This window comes from Morganella sp. TYF_1, from assembly GCF_043105645.1.
GTDB classification, from domain to species: Bacteria; Pseudomonadota; Gammaproteobacteria; order Enterobacterales; family Enterobacteriaceae; genus Morganella; species Morganella morganii_B.
In genome coordinates this window covers 27,168-42,259 of the sequence record NZ_JBICLU010000001.1, presented here as the reverse complement: position 1 = coordinate 42,259, position 15,092 = coordinate 27,168, and the positions used below count along the sequence as shown (strand labels likewise).

The following is a 15,092-nucleotide window of genomic DNA, read 5'->3' as shown; positions in this document are numbered from 1 at the left end:
ATAAACAGGAAATTCGTTCATTGATAAAATTATCTGAACAAAAAATGTGATTTACCAGCCTCTGATTTTAATTAAATCAGATGGATATATTATACATTTGTCCTGTGTTTTCCTGTTCAGCTTTTCCGCTGGATGCATACATCGCATTTTTTTTCTCAAGATCTTTCACCATTTTTTTAAACTCCTGCATTTTTTGCATATGGAGTTCTAATAAGGCATAGCTCTTTTGATTTAACTCATTCGCATTTTTTGTTTGAGATACGATGGATGACCAGAGATTAGATAACTTTGGTGAGTTACTGTAAGGCGCACTGAACTGACCTTGTTTCTCTAATTGTTTTCTCTGGTTATCATAAAAATTGATAGCAGAAAGAATCCGGCTTTTATTATCAGAAATAGGCTGAAGTGCGACCGGATTTATTCTGAAGGAACTAAGCTGTTTGATTTCCTCTATCAGTAAACTGTCCATCTGGTTCAGTAGTTCTTGCAGTTTAAGTAAAGTGTGCCGTAGTTTTTCCATAAAAATAAATTATCAATAAGTTTTAGAAAGATTAAAAATATCACTAACCAGTTGTTGTGCTATTTCATCAGTATCGATCAGGTATTTACCTTCGCTGATCTGCATTTTAACTTTATTTACATTTTCCAGATTAACGTCATGAGTGGTGTCAGTATTAATATTACTGATTCTTTTACTCAGAGTAACCTGTAACGAGGCGTCTTTATTTTTATCAGATGCACTCTGTTCTGATACAGCGGCTTTGTTACGAGCTGACGGATCCTGCTGAGTCGCAGCAAGATGGTTAACTTGTTCCAGGCGTTCAACGGCAATTTTCATTTTCCACCCTAACGATTTTTTTAGTCGGTTACTTATTATATCGGCATGGCACAAAAAGAACTGAAGTCAGTTTTGCATATTTATTGTGACTTTTTTCTTTCCGGTGACTTTCCCGGTGAGAATCTGGCCTAAACGGGTACGGAAACGTACAGTGTCACCTAAAGCACCATTATCCATTGATTTTCCGACAGTTGTTACCTGAAATCCATTACCGGAAGCAACGACACTGATTTCATCTCCCGTCAGTACAGACCACGTTTTTCTCAGTGAACCGGCAGTAACCGGTTGTCCGGATTTGATTAAACGGGTTGGTATCTTATCTGTTATCTGCTGCGGATCAGTGATGATATCCGCAGGCAACCCGTCCAGGCTTCCTGTGCGGAGTTCCAGCTGTGCCGCGGTGATGGCTTCACCAGGTAACAATGCCTGTCCGGCAACCCAGTATGTTCCGGTGACCGACACATTGATCCGGATGTAATGACTTTTTTTCCCGCACCGGGCCAGTACGGTCCGGTTTCCGGTGATTTTACTGTTTTGCCCGCTGAGTGAAAGAACAGGGTTATCGCAGAGGCTCTCCAGTTGTTTTCCGGAAGAAAGAATTTTAATTCTGAGGTCATCATCCGGTACGGTGTTTTTCTGCAGTTCCCCGCCAATCAGTGTCTGAATATTTTTTTCCAGTACCGCAGACTGCTCCGATGCCGGGAATGCAGGCAGGCTGAACGGAATCGTCAGTAAGAGAAAATAACGGATGAGTCTAAAGTCCACACTGACCTCAATGAGTTAAATCAAACAATATACATATCCGGATATTGTATATTAAATATCTTATAACCATAGCGCGATAATAGCGTCATAACTGACGGCAATTAGCGTATTTAATGTTTCGTAAATAGATTTACATACATTTTAAAAAGATAAAAGCTTCAGCTTTTGTCAGGTTTTCAACGTTTAGATTTATCCTGTTCTCTCATAAAATAAGAATATAAATTGAACTGAAAAATATATTGTCCGAGTGTGATAATGCTAGATAAATTTGATAATGAATTACGTTTCCAGCATGAGGCGTTACAGCTGCTTTCACAGCGTCAGGATATTATTGCTGCGAATATAGCTAACGCAGATACGCCCGGATATCTTGCACGAGATATTGATTTTTCTCAACAACTGAAGGATGCGAATGATCGTCTCAGTGTGGGGAAAATGGGAAATGTTAAATTAGCAATGACATCCGGAAAACATATTCCGGGTGCATCTTCCGTACTGGAAAACAGCCAGTTACTTTACCGGGTGCCTGATCAGCCAAGTGCAGACGGTAATACCGTGGATATGGATCGTGAACGTGTCAATTTCGCTGATAACACAGTGAAATATCAGACAAGTTTAACCATCCTCGGCTCACAATTAAAAGGCATGATGACTGTTATCAGCCAGGGTTAATTATATGTCATTGTTTAGTATTTTTGATATTTCCGGCTCCGCGATGTCGGCACAATCAAAGCGCCTGAATGTCAGTGCCAGCAATATGGCGAATGCCGATAGTGTTGCCGGACCGGATGGTCAGCCGTACCGGGCAAAGCAGGTTGTTTTTCAGGTGAATCCGTCCATCGGAACAGAGATTGGCGGTGTTCAGGTCTCCGATGTTATTGAAAGCGATGCACCATTCCGCCTGATTTATGACCCGTCAAATCCGTTTGCAGATGACAGTGGTTATGTCCGTATGCCTAATGTTGATGTTGTGGGTGAAATGGTAAATACCCTTTCAGCTTCAAGCAGTTATCAGGCAAACGTTGAAGTTATGAATACGGCAAAAACACTCATGCTGAAAACATTGATGTTAGGCCAGTAAGGCCAGTAAGGAAATTGACATGTCTGTATCACCCGTAACACAAAATTCGACCACTGATGACTCTTACAGCGCAGTAAATCAGGTCAGCGCCGCTGATGATTTATTAAGCAATTTTATGACGCTCCTGGTGGCACAAATGCAAAACCAGGATCCGACTAACCCGATGGATAACAACCAGCTGACCTCTCAGCTGGCACAGTTCCAGACCGCCGCCGGTATCGAAAAACTGAATAGCACAGTCGCCATGAATACGGGTGTGGTGTTCAGTATGCATCAGAATAATGCGGTTAACTGGATAGGCCGTACTGTTCTCGTTGAGGGCGATACGGTGGTAACCATCACGGAAGACGGAAATCCGGAACTGGCATTTTCTATCAACAGTGATGTTGAAAAAGTCAAAGTTACCTTCACCGATGATCAGGGCAATGCGTATGTTGGTGAAATTCAGGATGTGAAGAAAGGTATCAATACCTACACCATGGACGATGTGACCAACTTCCAGCCGGCAGAACCGGAAGGCGGACCGTTCACTGTCACGTATTCGGCGACAACGGCCAGCGGTGATGCACCGGATATCGTCGGATTAAAATCGGCTGAAGTGGAAAGCGTTGACATAAAAAGCGGTGTGGCTGTTTTACATCTCAATGGCTTAAACGGCACCGTTATGCTCGGTGAGATTTATCAGGTTCAGTAACGGCCGGACCGCAGTTATTAACCCCTCAGGAATATATTAAATATGAGTTTTTCACAAGGTCTCAGTGGATTAAATGCCGCGTCCCAGGCTCTGGATGTTGTTGGTAACAACATCGCCAACTCACAGACGGTTGGTTTTAAATCAGGTTCTATCGCGTTTGCGGATGTTTTCGCAGGCTCACAGATCGGTATGGGTGTTCAGGTTGCCGGTGTAAACCAGAATTTCAGTGATGGTGTGCTGGGAATGGGAAACAGCCAGCTGGATATGGGTATTCAGGGCGATGGCTTTTTCCGTCTGATTGATGGCGGCGGTAAAGTATTTTACAGCCGTAACGGCCAGTTCAAACAGAATGAAGATGGCTACATTATTAATAACCAGGGTATGTACCTGACCGGTTATCAGGCAACCGGTACGCCACCGACTATTGAGCAGGGCGCCGCTATTGAACCTATTCAGATCCCGAACGGCAATATGCCGCCGCGTGCGTCTGACGCCGGTAAAATGAACGGAAACCTCTCCTCCGGAACAGAAGCTATCGACCAGGCAACGACTCCGTTTGATCCTGAAAATGGCAGCAGTTACAACTCTGTCAGCCAGGTCGATGCGTATGACAGTCTGGGGAATAAACATACGATTAACGTTTATTACGTTAAGACCGGTGATAACGAGTGGAAAGCCTATTCTATGGATACCACATCACCGACAACTGCCCCTGCCTGGCAGGAAACAACCCTTGAATTCGATACATCAGGCCAGTTAAAGGATCCGGTCAAACTGGGTGTCAAAGGTGATCCGTACAATGGTGCGGAGGCGCTGGATTTTGAGCTGGATCTGACCGGTATGACCCAGCAGGCATCGGACACATCAATGAAAAGCCCGAGCACGACAGGTTATGCACCGGGTGAGATGAACGGCTTTATCATCGGTGATAACGGTGAAGTGATTGCCTCATACAGCAACGGACAGCGTCAGACCGTGGGACAGATTCTGCTGAGCAACTTTACTAACCCGGGCGGACTGACGCCGGAAGGTAATAACTGCTGGAGCGAAACACCGGCATCCGGTCAGCCGACAACCGGCATTTCAGGCACCGGAAATCTGGGTAAGCTCTACGGGCAACGCCTTGAGGCATCCAATGTCGATCTCAGCCAGGAAATGGTCAATATGATTGTTTTCCAGCGTAACTACCAGTCTAACTCCCAGACTATCCGGACGCAGTCTGAGCTGTTACAGACACTGGTCAACATAAGCTGACTATGGATAACGTCATTTATACAGCACTGGGCGGCGCGAATGCCGCCCTTAATCGTCAGGCTGTTACCAGTAATAACCTTGCTAACGCATCAACAACCGGTTTCCGGGAACAGATTTCTGCCTATCGTGCAGTTCCTGTTATCGGCCCGACTGTTGAAACGCGGACTCTGGTTGTTGAATCAACCCCCGGATCCAGTTCGGCAATGGGGCCTGTCAATATGACCGGGCGGGCACTGGATGTTGCACTGCCTCAGGATATCTGGCTGGCGGTTGAACTGCCGGACGGCGGGGAAGGATATACCCGCAACGGGAATATTGAAATTGACAGTGAAGGGCAATTACTGGTGCGCGGACGTCCCCTAATGGGGGACGGCGGTCCTCTGACTGTTCCGCCGCAATCAACACTGACTATCGGTTCTGACGGTACCATCACTGCACAGGGTGCAGGGGATGAACCGTCCGCACTGGCTCAGGTCGGACGAATCAAGCTGGTCAATGCCCCTGTGCAGACACTGGTCAGAGGCGATGACGGCCTGTTCCGCTCAGGAATTGCGGATGCACCTCCGTTACCGGCTGACCAGGAAGCACAGCTGATGCCGGAAATGCTCGAGGGAAGTAACGTCAGCCCGGTTAAATCGATGGTCGATATGATTGCCACGGCCAGAAGTTTCGATATGCACATGAAAGTGATCACCAGTGCTGACAGTAATGCCAAAAGTGCTAACCAGCTGTTAAGTGCCGGCTAGTCACAGGAAGAGGAAGCAGGAATATGATTCGTTCTTTATGGATAGCAAAAACAGGTTTGGAAGCGCAGCAAACGAACATGGATGTTATCTCCAATAACCTGGCAAACGTCAGTACCAACGGATTTAAACGTCAGCGCGCGGTATTTGAAGATTTACTGTATCAGACACTGCGTCAGCCGGGGGCTCAGTCTTCGGAGCAGACAACGATCCCGTCCGGCCTGCAGATTGGTACCGGTGTTCGTCCGGTTGCCACGGAGCGTCTGCATACCCAGGGCAGCCTGGTGCAGACCAATAATCCGCTGGATCTGGCGATTGAAGGAAAAGGATTCTTTCAGGTGCTGTTACCGGACGGAACAACGGCGTATACCCGTGATGGTTCTTTCCAGCCGGATCAGAATGGTCAGTTAGTGACGTCGAATGGTTATCCTGTTCAGCCGGCCATCATGATCCCGCAGGATGTGAAACAACTGACGGTCGGTAATGACGGTACCGTCAGTATCACGGTTAACGGACAAACCGGCTCACAGCAAATCGGACAGTTAACGCTGGCTACGTTTATTAATGATACCGGCCTGGAAAGCATGGGCGGTAACCTCTATCTCGAAACTCAGTCTTCCGGCGCACCGAATGAGTCCACACCGGGCTTAAACGGGGCAGGTATGCTGAAACAACGTTATGTGGAAACCTCCAATGTCAATGTTGCTGAAGAACTGGTGAGCATGATTCAGACGCAACGCGCTTATGAAATAAACAGTAAAGCTGTTTCCACTTCGGATCAGATGCTGCAACGTCTGGCACAGCTTTGATTTCAGTGACGGGTCATGTAAATGGCCCGTCACTGTCTTTCTTATAGTGAAAAATATGACAACTACTTTGTTTTTCGCCCGGCTGGACAGGCAGATAAAAAACGTGATGAATAAGTCACTTTCCCGCCGCATCCTCCCGCTGACATTACCACTGTTGCTGACTGCCTGTGTGCAGTTTCCGCACACACCTCTGGTGACCGGAACGACGACAGCCACACCGCAGCAGGCTTCACCTGTCGCAGCCAACGGTTCTATTTTCCAGACAGGGCAGATGATGAATTATGGTTATCAGCCGATGTTTGAAGATCGCCGCCCGCGTAACATCGGGGATACGCTGACTATCCTGTTGCAGGAAAATGTCAGTGCCAGCAAAAGTTCTTCTGCCGGTGCTTCCCGTGACGGTTCAACGGGGCTGTCTTTTGATGCGACGCCTCATATGCTGCAGGGTATTTTTGGTGGCGACCGTGCGAACACGGCCATAAGCGGAGACAGTAAGTTTGCCGGAAAAGGTGGTGCAGCCGCGAAGAATACCTTCAGCGGTACGATTACAGTAACGGTCCGGCAGGTGCTGGATAACGGTAACCTGAGTGTGGTGGGTGAAAAACAGATAGCCATCAATCAGGGGACTGAGTTTATTCGTTTTTCCGGTGTGGTTAACCCCCGTACTATCAGCGGCAGTAACACTGTGGTGTCAACGCAGGTCTCTGATGCACGTATTGAATACGTAGGTAATGGCTACATCAACGAGGCGCAGCAAATGGGATGGCTGCAGCGTTTATTCCTCAATATTTCTCCATTCTGATTAAGTGAATCATGAAAAATATATTTTTAAGGTATTGGATGGGAATGTTGTGCGTATTAAGTACGCTGACTTTTTCACACTCCGTTTATGCCGAGCGAATCCGTGATTTAACGACGATCGAAGGTGTCCGGAGCAACTCGCTGATGGGATACGGACTGGTCGTCGGGCTCGATGGTACCGGTGACCAGACGATGCAGACGCCTTTTACGACGCAGAGTCTGAATAACATGTTATCCCAGCTGGGGATCACGGTTCCGCCGGGGACCAATATGCAGCTTAAAAATGTGGCTGCGGTGATGGTAACGGCCGATTTACCGCCGTTTGCCCGTCCAGGGGAAAAGATAGATGTGGTGGTTTCCTCGATGGGGAACGCCAAGAGCTTACGCGGCGGAACGCTGTTAATGACCCCGTTAAAAGGAGCGGATAATCAGGTGTACGCCCTTGCTCAGGGAAACCTGCTGATGTCCGGTGCGTCGGCACAGGGCGGCGGTTCCCGTGTCCAGGTTAATCAGCTTAACGGTGCCCGTATCAGTGATGGTGCGACCGTCGAACGTGAAGTGCCGATGGATTTTGCCAATCAGCGGGTACTTAAGTTACAGCTGAATCAGGAAAACTTTACCGTTGCGCAGGCAATCAGTGATGTGATTAACCGCCGGTACAGCGCGGCGGCGACACCGGAAAATGCCCGGAGTATTTTACTGCATGCACCGATGGACAGCGCTGCCCGGGTTCGTTTCCTAGCGGAAATTCAGAACCTGCCGGTGAGAGTGGATGCCGGGGATGCACTGGTTATCGTGAATTCACGAACCGGCTCTGTTGTCATGAACAGACACGTCACGCTGGAATCCTGTGCGGTGGCGCAGGGCGATCTCTCTGTTGAGGTCTCGAGAACGAATCAGGTTAGTCAGCCGGATACCCCGTTTGGCGGCGGACAGACTGTCGTAACACAGGAAACACAGGTTTCACTGACGGATAAAGGCGGCGCCCTTCACCGGATCAATACCAGTGCTGATTTGAATAATGTGATCCGGACGCTTAACAGCCTGGGAGCCACACCGAATGATCTGATGTCTATCCTGCAATCAATGAAAAGTGCAGGGTGTCTGCGGGCACGACTGGAGATAAACTGATGAATGAGTTACTGAACCGTGACGCTGTATTTGATTTACGTTCTCTGGATACATTAAAAGCCTCGGTCAAAAGTGACTCTTCAGAGGGTGTCAGGGCCGTTGCTAATCAGATGGAAGGGCTGTTTGTCCAGATGATGCTGAAAAGTATGCGGGATGCCTCGTTCAAAGGCGGACTTCTGGATAGCCCTCAGTCCAATATGTTTACATCGATGTACGATCAGCAAATCTCCCAGGAAATTGCCGCGACCGGCAAACTGGGGCTTGCTGATCTGATTGTGTCGCAACTTACCGGTGAAAAGGTCAGCAGTGAACAGCTGACCGGCGGTAATCACGTTGAGCTGCCCGGCCGCCTGTCACGGACAGTCGGAAATGCACTGATCGCCGGTGCGGAAAAGGTTCTTCCTCAGGCTAAAGCAGCAATGGCGCGGTTATCGGAAGGGAGCCCTGCAGGCAGCTTTATTTCCAGAATGCTGGCACCGGCGATTGAAGCGGAAAGAAAAAGCGGCATCCATCACCAGCTGATTATTGCTCAGGCTGCACTGGAATCCGGATGGGGCGGAAAAGAGATTGTGACCAAAGACGGAAAACCGAGTCATAATTTATTTGGTATCAAAGCGACCCCGAACTGGAAAGGTGAAAGGACAGAAATCACCACAACAGAATATATCGGTGGTGTAAAACAGAAAGTAAAAGCCGAGTTCCGGGTATATCCGTCTTATGCTGCGGCATTATCTGATTATACGTCTTTATTGAGTAAAAACCCGCGTTATAAACATGTGGTCAGTGCCCCATCACCTGAAATAGCGGCAAAAGCGTTGCAGTCGGGCGGATATGCAACGGATCCGCATTACTCCGGCAAGCTGATTAATATTATTCAGCAGGTTAAAAACAGCACGGGTCAGGCTATCAGTGCCTATAAAAATGATGCTTTTGAATTATTTTAATCCGGAAAGGTTTAGTCATTTTTTAATTCGCCGATATTTCTAATATCAGACTAAATAAATTTGTCATAAGCAGGTAATAATGAATCTCATGTTCCTGGCCCGCAGCGGGCTGAGCTCTGCACAAGCGGGGTTAAGTATAGTTGGTAATAACCTTAATAATGCTTTGACACCGGGATATAGCCGTCAGACGCTGCTTCTGGGCGAGGCCGGCGGTAAAGCGACGAGCTATGGCTTTTTCGGGTACGGTGTTCAGATTGATGGTGTACAGCGTGCCTATGACGGATTCATTAATAATCAGGTGCGGAACTCAAACTCTGAATTTTCCGCACTCGGATCCCGTTATCAAAATGTCAGCCAGATAGATGATATGTTCGGAGATACCAGTAATAATATCTCTAACGCATTCGGCGGTATTTTTGAAGCGATGCAAAAGATGAGCAGTAACCCTTCCGGCATTGCTGAACGTCAGGAAACGTATGCTCAGTTTAATTCCATCAGTTATAAATTCCGCAATGACAGTAAGACACTGGATGGGCTGGAAAAAAGTACAAATACTCAGATTAGCCAATCAGTAGATGATATTAACAGTTGTGCCCAGCAACTCGCGAACATCAATAGCGAAATTGATAAAATATATGCTCAGACAGGTACATTACCGGCGGATTTATTAGATCAGCGGGATCTATTACTGGATAAACTGAGTGGCCAGGTTGATATAAGAGTTAATGAAAATCGTGAGACAGGACGGGTTGACGTTACGCTGGCCAATGGTCTGACATTAGTTAATGGTGATAAAGCCTACGCACTGGAAGCCAGACCATCACCATCGAATCCGAATATTACAGAAGTTGCCTATATTGATGCATCAGGAAATGCATTGTTACTGGACGAGCAGAAATTCACCGGCGGTAAGCTTGGCGGATTATTTGAGTTCCGTAATAACGATTTGGTGACTGCCCGTAATGAACTGAACCAGCTGGCATTGCAGATGGCAAATGAGTTCAATACGGTGAATGCTCAGGGTTATGACGCAGACGGTAATCCGGGCGGAGATATTTTTAATATTCCTGATCCTGTTGCGCTGGCTAACCGGAATAATCAGAGTGATACAACGTTAGATATTACTTACACCGATATCAGTGAAGTTAATGCGATTGAATACAGCCTGACCTTTGACGGCACGGACTGGCAGGTTAAGACCAGTGACGGTCGCACCATTACGCCTGATACGGGGCCGAATGGTGAACTGTTATTTGACGGTGTGTCGGTAACACCGAATGGTACTCCGGTTGAAGGCGACAGCTTTATCATGAACCCGGTTTCCGGTGTGGCAGGCGGCATAACGGTTGCACTGGCCGATGGCTATGGTATCGCAGCATCAAGTTCACCGGATACGAGTGAAACCAGCAATAACGAAAACCTGCTGTTGTTACTGGAAGTAAAAGATAAAAAAATGATCGGTAATTCCACGTTTACAGAAGCGTATGCCGGTATGGTGAGTTCTGTAGGCAGTACGGTCAGCGGGTTAAAAGGTGATCTGACAACAACGGGTAAAGCCTTGGATCAATGGGCATTCCAGAAGCAAGCTGTTTCGGGTGTTGATATGAACGAAGAGTTTATCAACTTAGCGATGTTCACCCAGTATTACCAGGCAAATGCCCAGGTTCTGCAAACGGCAGTGACTATTTTTGATACGATTTTGAGCATTCGCTAATCAGCAGATATAACAAGAGGTTTAATTATGCGTTTTAGTACCAGTTATATGTATCAGCGTAATGTTGACAGTATGTCTAATGCGACGGTGAACTTTAATAACGTTTATACGCGCCTGTCTGCAGGACAAACTTTGCTGAAACCGTCTGATGACCCGGCAGCGGCATCTCAGGCGATTATCTATAAAAATGCATTATCTGATATAAATCAGTATGATACTGCAAGAATGTTTGCACAGGATGCATTAAGTTATGAAGATAATGCGCTGAACTCTATCACAAATCTTCTGACCAAAAACCTGACAGAAAAAATTGTTCAGGCAGGTAACGATACCTATTCAGATGCAGATCGCGAGGCATTAGCCGTCGAGCTGGAAGGTATCCGCGATAACTTGCTCGATTTGGGTAACAGCAAGAACAGTAATGGCCACTATATTTTTGGCGGATATAATTCTGATTCTCCGCCATTTTTACCGGATGGTACTTATGTCGGCGGTGATAAAGCGATTACCCAGAAGGTCGGTGACAGCGCAGAAATGCAGATTGGTCATACCGGCAGCGATGTCTTTATGAGCGGAACCAGTGATGATCTGTTTGTTGCGCTGGATAACGCGATAACAGCATTAAGACAACCTGTTGAAACGGATGCGGATCGTGAGGCATTACGTGATGTGCTTGATAACACGAACCGTTCAATCAATAAATGCATTGATAACCTGGGTAAGGTGCAGGCTCAGGTTGGTACTAATTTACAACAACTGGAACAGCTGGGATTCGCTTCTGATGTAAATAAAATTTCAGTTGAAAGCAGTTATGAGCAAACGATCGGTGCGGATTCTGAGGCATTTATATCTCTGACAACTCAGGCGGCAATGGCTGATTTCGCACTTCAGGCATCAATGTTAGTTTTTCAGTCCATGAAGAATACGTCATTATTTAATATGATGTGATAGTGATCTTTTTCATATAATTTGCCAGTATATATGCAAAGGGGCGGAATCGATATTCCGCCCCTTTTTTTATCCTGCGATTACGATTTTATTGCATTCTTTTCATCGTATTCTTCAGATTGCCCGATAAACGAACCACCTTTGCGGATAGCCAGGTTAGATACACGGCAAATTCCTTTTAATTCACCATGTTCGAGAATATCTAATTGTTTGGCATTACAGGAACCGACAAGAGATCCATCAATTAATACGGTTTCAGCAAAGACATCACCCTCAACTAACCCGGAACGCATAATACTGACAGTGCCTGAGGTTGATTTGATCTGTCCTTTTACTTTTCCGCATATTTGCAGATCACCGTTAAATTCAATATCACCGGTTAAACTTGTTTTTTTACTTATAACAGTAACTTGTCGTTCTTCCTGTGCTTTTTGCTTTTCTTCCTGCACCAGAGATGCGTCACCGGACTGAAGATTGATATTATCTGTACTATCATTGATGGCACTGGATTTTTTTTGCAGATCGTTTTTTTCCTGAGGTTTTACATTTTTTTTATTCTTGAACATGTTTTTTTTCCGGTTATATATAATGATTGTTACAGACAGAATTACAGTGCAAATTAAAAGCACAGGCCATAAGGTATTTTTTGTTACCGCAGAGTACAGGAAGTAAAGCCAGAGAATCCAAACAGAGGTAAGACAAACGTTTTTCATAAAATACTGACCACTATCATTGATGATCCACCATTATTGTTTTTTGGTGTCATGCGTTTCCGATGGTTTATTTTTTGATATTGATATGTCTATATCAGAAACACCTTCAATACCAATGCTTATAGATAACCTGTTTTCATTTACAGATATTTTTGTTTTGGCATTGTTCCCGACATAGTTATGTATAATTTCCTGCATTTCTGTCATCATTTCTTTTAGATCGGCTTTGTAACTCATATCAATATCCTCCTCTGCAATATTTATATTATAAACATCGGTAGAGTATTAACCAACCAAATAACGATATGTTAGTTTAATATAAACAGGCATTTTTGAGCGTTTATAAACGATTAGGATTTTACTGTGATGTAATATACTACGGTTAAGAAAAATCTTAGTAGTTATTTGATTTTATAAAATAATTTTATTGATAATAATTAAATATCAATAATGAAATGACATCATTCCGTTATTTTAAATATATTTTTTTGTGCAATTCCCGATAGTATCAGTGTGACAAGGGTGAGTGGCAAGAGGCTATCTTTCTGAATCACTTGAACTTATATGGTTTTGGTCTCCTATCTGTTAATAAGATGACGGTTTTGATAGTAATAGTAAGGTTGGTGATTAATAAGAATAACCATCCTTATATTATGGTTATGAGGCGATAGCTTCATGATTTGTTTGGTTGTTTCCTGGTTTTACAATTAATTGTATTTCTGTGTTTTTGGTTTAATTGCAGTAATTGCAGTAATTGCAGTAATTGCAGTAATTAAAATTAGATTTATGGTTTTATATTTTTAAAAAGTTTGGCTGTAAAATAATGCGTAATGGATGGCTGCTTTATTTTAAAATGAAAATTTTAATTGTTTAATTACTATAGAGGTAAAGGGTAAAAATGTTAAGTAGAATAAGAATTCTGACAAGCATACTGCTTGTCTTGGGTATTTTTTGTATGTTGCAATTAGTCTCCGGTGGATTTTTCTTACAGACTGTAAAGAATGACAATGAAAAATTCACCATGATTAATAACTTAAAAGCACGTTCAGATGCCCTTGGTGATGTCTGGATTGATTTATTAAAATCCAGAATGGAACTGAGCCGGGCATCATCACGGCTGTTGCGTAATAATGATAAAATAACACCGGAATCACTGGAGTTTATCAGTTCTGCTGAAAAATCAATGGCAGATGCTGAAAAACAGTGGGCGCTGTTTAAATCATTGCCGACAACACTGGAAAATGACAATTCAAAATATCTTGAAGAAGAATATAATAAATACCTTGGTGCTCAGCGTAGTTTGGTTAATTTTTTACGCGCTGAAAAAATAGATGAGTATATTGCTCAGCCGACGCAGGATTTCCAGGATGCGTTTGAAAGTCAATATAATGATTATATGCAATTAAACAGTGTTCTTTATAATAAAGTCGTTGAAGAGAATACAATAGAATATAATCGTTCTATATGGATACTTCTGGTCATTATTGTCAGTGTATTTATTATTATCAGCTTAGTATGGTTAGGTATCCGCCGGATACTGATTTCACCATTAAACCGTATTGTTGAAAGTATTCAGTATATTGCCAAAGGCGATCTGGTCAGAACGATTGATGTTACCGGGAAGAATGAAATCGGGCAGTTAGGTGATGCATTACGTCATATGCAGGTTGAACTTGCAAATACGGTCAGTGATGTCCGTGATGGTGCTAATGCGATTTACAACGGTGCAAGTGAAATCTCTGCCGGTAATAACGACCTGTCGGCCCGTACTGAACAGCAGGCGGCATCCCTTGAGGAAACCGCAGCCAGTATGGAAGAATTAACGGCAACGGTACGTCAGAATGCGGAAAATGCCCGTCAGGCCAGTAACCTGGCTCAGACGGCCTCTGATACCGCTCAGCGTGGTGGCAAGGTTGTGGACGATGTGGTCGATACGATGCGTGATATCGGCGGCAGCTCACAAAAAATTGCTGATATCATCAGCGTGATCGATGGTATCGCGTTCCAGACCAACATTCTGGCACTGAATGCGGCTGTGGAAGCCGCCCGTGCCGGCGAGCAGGGCCGCGGATTTGCTGTCGTGGCCGGTGAAGTGCGTAATCTGGCCCAGCGCAGCGCGCAGGCGGCCCGTGAGATCAAGAGCCTGATTGAGGATTCCGTCAGTAAAGTTGATGCCGGATCCGTTTTGGTTGAACGTGCCGGTGAAACCATGGGTGAAATCGTCAGTGCTGTCACCAGAGTGACCGATATTATGGGCGAGATTGCTTCAGCGTCTGATGAGCAGAGCCGTGGTATTGATCAGGTTGGCGTGGCGGTTGTTGAGATGGACAGAGTGACTCAGCAGAATGCGGCGTTGGTAGAACAATCCGCAGCGGCTGCCGGATCACTTGAAGAGCAGGCGAGCCGGTTAACTCAGGCGGTAGCGGTGTTTAACATTCAGGCATCCGCTCTGAATCTCCGGAATCACAGCAGTAAAAATATACCGGTGCCGTCACCTGTAGTGAAGAAAAAAACAGACAGCTCAGACGATGACTGGGAAACATTTTAATGACCCTGCAATGCCTGATTTAATGGCATGAATAACGTCTGAGTGTTACCGGATTAGGTATAAGGATCAAATCCTGATACCTGTCCGGTAACGTTTAACCCGCTATATC

Annotated in this window: 17 protein-coding genes; 12 read left to right on the top strand and 5 right to left on the bottom strand. The window is 45.2% G+C overall.

Features of this window, described 5'->3' with window-relative positions:
- Positions 1-76: 76 nt before the first annotated feature.
- The 3 genes from ACF8OF_RS00225 to flgA all read right to left on the bottom strand — a co-directional run bounded on the left by ACF8OF_RS00225 (position 77) and on the right by flgA (position 1,603).
- A complete protein-coding gene (locus ACF8OF_RS00225; protein WP_274371333.1) occupies positions 77-520 on the bottom strand; it encodes a flagella synthesis protein FlgN in 444 nt (147 codons plus the stop codon).
- Between the two features lie 12 nt (positions 521-532).
- A complete protein-coding gene (gene flgM / locus ACF8OF_RS00220) occupies positions 533-838 on the bottom strand; it encodes a flagellar biosynthesis anti-sigma factor FlgM (protein WP_274371334.1) in 306 nt (101 codons plus the stop codon).
- Positions 839-904: 66 nt separating this feature from the next.
- Entirely contained in the window at positions 905-1,603 is a 699-nt protein-coding gene (flgA, locus tag ACF8OF_RS00215; RefSeq protein WP_274371335.1) for a flagellar basal body P-ring formation chaperone FlgA, read from the bottom strand.
- 255 nt (positions 1,604-1,858) lie between these two features.
- Between flgA and flgB the strand changes: the two genes are divergently transcribed.
- From flgB to flgL, 11 genes are all read left to right on the top strand, one after another.
- Complete coding sequence (flgB, locus tag ACF8OF_RS00210) at positions 1,859-2,275, top strand: flagellar basal body rod protein FlgB (protein WP_025152301.1); 417 nt, start codon at positions 1,859-1,861, stop codon at positions 2,273-2,275.
- 4 nt (positions 2,276-2,279) lie between these two features.
- Positions 2,280-2,684, top strand: a complete 405-nt coding sequence (gene flgC, locus ACF8OF_RS00205; protein ID WP_025152302.1) for a flagellar basal body rod protein FlgC — start codon at positions 2,280-2,282, stop codon at positions 2,682-2,684.
- A gap of 19 nt (positions 2,685-2,703) precedes the next feature.
- Positions 2,704-3,378 (top strand): flagellar hook assembly protein FlgD, encoded by a 675-nt coding sequence (locus ACF8OF_RS00200; protein WP_262860386.1) that lies wholly within the window; start codon positions 2,704-2,706, stop codon positions 3,376-3,378.
- Between the two features lie 42 nt (positions 3,379-3,420).
- Positions 3,421-4,632, top strand: a complete 1,212-nt coding sequence (gene flgE, locus ACF8OF_RS00195) for a flagellar hook protein FlgE (protein ID WP_274371336.1) — start codon at positions 3,421-3,423, stop codon at positions 4,630-4,632.
- Positions 4,633-4,634: 2 nt separating this feature from the next.
- Complete coding sequence (locus tag ACF8OF_RS00190) at positions 4,635-5,378, top strand: flagellar basal body rod protein FlgF (protein ID WP_025152305.1); 744 nt, start codon at positions 4,635-4,637, stop codon at positions 5,376-5,378.
- A 23-nt stretch (positions 5,379-5,401) separates the two neighbouring features.
- On the top strand, positions 5,402-6,184 hold the full coding sequence (flgG, locus tag ACF8OF_RS00185; RefSeq protein WP_025152306.1) for a flagellar basal-body rod protein FlgG: 783 nt from the start codon (positions 5,402-5,404) through the stop codon (positions 6,182-6,184).
- Positions 6,185-6,290: 106 nt separating this feature from the next.
- Positions 6,291-6,986, top strand: a complete 696-nt coding sequence (locus ACF8OF_RS00180) for a flagellar basal body L-ring protein FlgH (RefSeq protein ID WP_274371360.1) — start codon at positions 6,291-6,293, stop codon at positions 6,984-6,986.
- 38 nt (positions 6,987-7,024) lie between these two features.
- Positions 7,025-8,116, top strand: coding sequence for a flagellar basal body P-ring protein FlgI (locus tag ACF8OF_RS00175; RefSeq protein WP_051583020.1), 1,092 nt, complete (start codon positions 7,025-7,027; stop codon positions 8,114-8,116).
- Positions 8,116-9,060 carry a flagellar assembly peptidoglycan hydrolase FlgJ gene (gene flgJ / locus ACF8OF_RS00170; protein WP_274371338.1) on the top strand — a complete coding sequence of 315 codons (945 nt, stop codon included), beginning with the start codon at positions 8,116-8,118 and terminating at the stop codon, positions 9,058-9,060. The genes ACF8OF_RS00175 and flgJ overlap by 1 nt, the downstream gene beginning before the upstream one ends.
- Before the next feature lie 79 nt (positions 9,061-9,139).
- Positions 9,140-10,774: a flagellar hook-associated protein FlgK gene (flgK, locus tag ACF8OF_RS00165; protein ID WP_274371339.1), complete on the top strand. Its 1,635-nt coding sequence runs from the start codon at positions 9,140-9,142 to the stop codon at positions 10,772-10,774.
- Between the two features lie 27 nt (positions 10,775-10,801).
- A complete protein-coding gene (flgL, locus tag ACF8OF_RS00160) occupies positions 10,802-11,722 on the top strand; it encodes a flagellar hook-associated protein FlgL (RefSeq protein ID WP_274371340.1) in 921 nt (306 codons plus the stop codon).
- Positions 11,723-11,802: 80 nt separating this feature from the next.
- Here flgL and ACF8OF_RS00155 read toward each other — a convergent pair whose 3' ends face one another.
- Both ACF8OF_RS00155 and ACF8OF_RS00150 read right to left on the bottom strand, forming a co-directional pair.
- On the bottom strand, positions 11,803-12,288 hold the full coding sequence (locus tag ACF8OF_RS00155) for a polymer-forming cytoskeletal protein (RefSeq protein WP_262867990.1): 486 nt from the start codon (positions 12,286-12,288) through the stop codon (positions 11,803-11,805).
- Positions 12,289-12,468: 180 nt separating this feature from the next.
- On the bottom strand, positions 12,469-12,672 hold the full coding sequence (locus ACF8OF_RS00150; RefSeq protein WP_274371341.1) for a hypothetical protein: 204 nt from the start codon (positions 12,670-12,672) through the stop codon (positions 12,469-12,471).
- A gap of 661 nt (positions 12,673-13,333) precedes the next feature.
- On the opposite strand from ACF8OF_RS00150, the gene ACF8OF_RS00145 reads away from it, so the two are divergent.
- Positions 13,334-14,983, top strand: coding sequence for a methyl-accepting chemotaxis protein (locus ACF8OF_RS00145; RefSeq protein ID WP_349467800.1), 1,650 nt, complete (start codon positions 13,334-13,336; stop codon positions 14,981-14,983).
- Positions 14,984-15,092: the final 109 nt, after the last annotated feature.

Excerpts from the sequence above, each read along its gene's own strand:
- ACF8OF_RS00175 (WP_051583020.1), top strand. The coding sequence starts at position 7,025 with ATGGGAATGTTGTGCGTATTAAGTACGCTGACTTTTTCACACTCCGTT.
- flgK (WP_274371339.1), top strand. The coding sequence starts at position 9,140 with ATGAATCTCATGTTCCTGGCCCGCAGCGGGCTGAGCTCTGCACAAGCG.
- ACF8OF_RS00150 (WP_274371341.1), bottom strand. The coding sequence starts at position 12,672 with ATGAGTTACAAAGCCGATCTAAAAGAAATGATGACAGAAATGCAGGAA.
- flgB (WP_025152301.1), top strand. The coding sequence starts at position 1,859 with ATGCTAGATAAATTTGATAATGAATTACGTTTCCAGCATGAGGCGTTA.
- flgL (WP_274371340.1), top strand. The coding sequence starts at position 10,802 with ATGCGTTTTAGTACCAGTTATATGTATCAGCGTAATGTTGACAGTATG.
- ACF8OF_RS00180 (WP_274371360.1), top strand. The coding sequence starts at position 6,291 with ATGAATAAGTCACTTTCCCGCCGCATCCTCCCGCTGACATTACCACTG.
- ACF8OF_RS00200 (WP_262860386.1), top strand. The coding sequence starts at position 2,704 with ATGTCTGTATCACCCGTAACACAAAATTCGACCACTGATGACTCTTAC.
- ACF8OF_RS00145 (WP_349467800.1), top strand. The coding sequence starts at position 13,334 with ATGTTAAGTAGAATAAGAATTCTGACAAGCATACTGCTTGTCTTGGGT.
- flgJ (WP_274371338.1), top strand. The coding sequence starts at position 8,116 with ATGAATGAGTTACTGAACCGTGACGCTGTATTTGATTTACGTTCTCTG.
- flgM (WP_274371334.1), bottom strand. The coding sequence starts at position 838 with ATGAAAATTGCCGTTGAACGCCTGGAACAAGTTAACCATCTTGCTGCG.
- ACF8OF_RS00190 (WP_025152305.1), top strand. The coding sequence starts at position 4,635 with ATGGATAACGTCATTTATACAGCACTGGGCGGCGCGAATGCCGCCCTT.
- flgE (WP_274371336.1), top strand. The coding sequence starts at position 3,421 with ATGAGTTTTTCACAAGGTCTCAGTGGATTAAATGCCGCGTCCCAGGCT.
- ACF8OF_RS00155 (WP_262867990.1), bottom strand. The coding sequence starts at position 12,288 with ATGTTCAAGAATAAAAAAAATGTAAAACCTCAGGAAAAAAACGATCTG.
- flgC (WP_025152302.1), top strand. The coding sequence starts at position 2,280 with ATGTCATTGTTTAGTATTTTTGATATTTCCGGCTCCGCGATGTCGGCA.
- flgG (WP_025152306.1), top strand. The coding sequence starts at position 5,402 with ATGATTCGTTCTTTATGGATAGCAAAAACAGGTTTGGAAGCGCAGCAA.
- ACF8OF_RS00225 (WP_274371333.1), bottom strand. The coding sequence starts at position 520 with ATGGAAAAACTACGGCACACTTTACTTAAACTGCAAGAACTACTGAAC.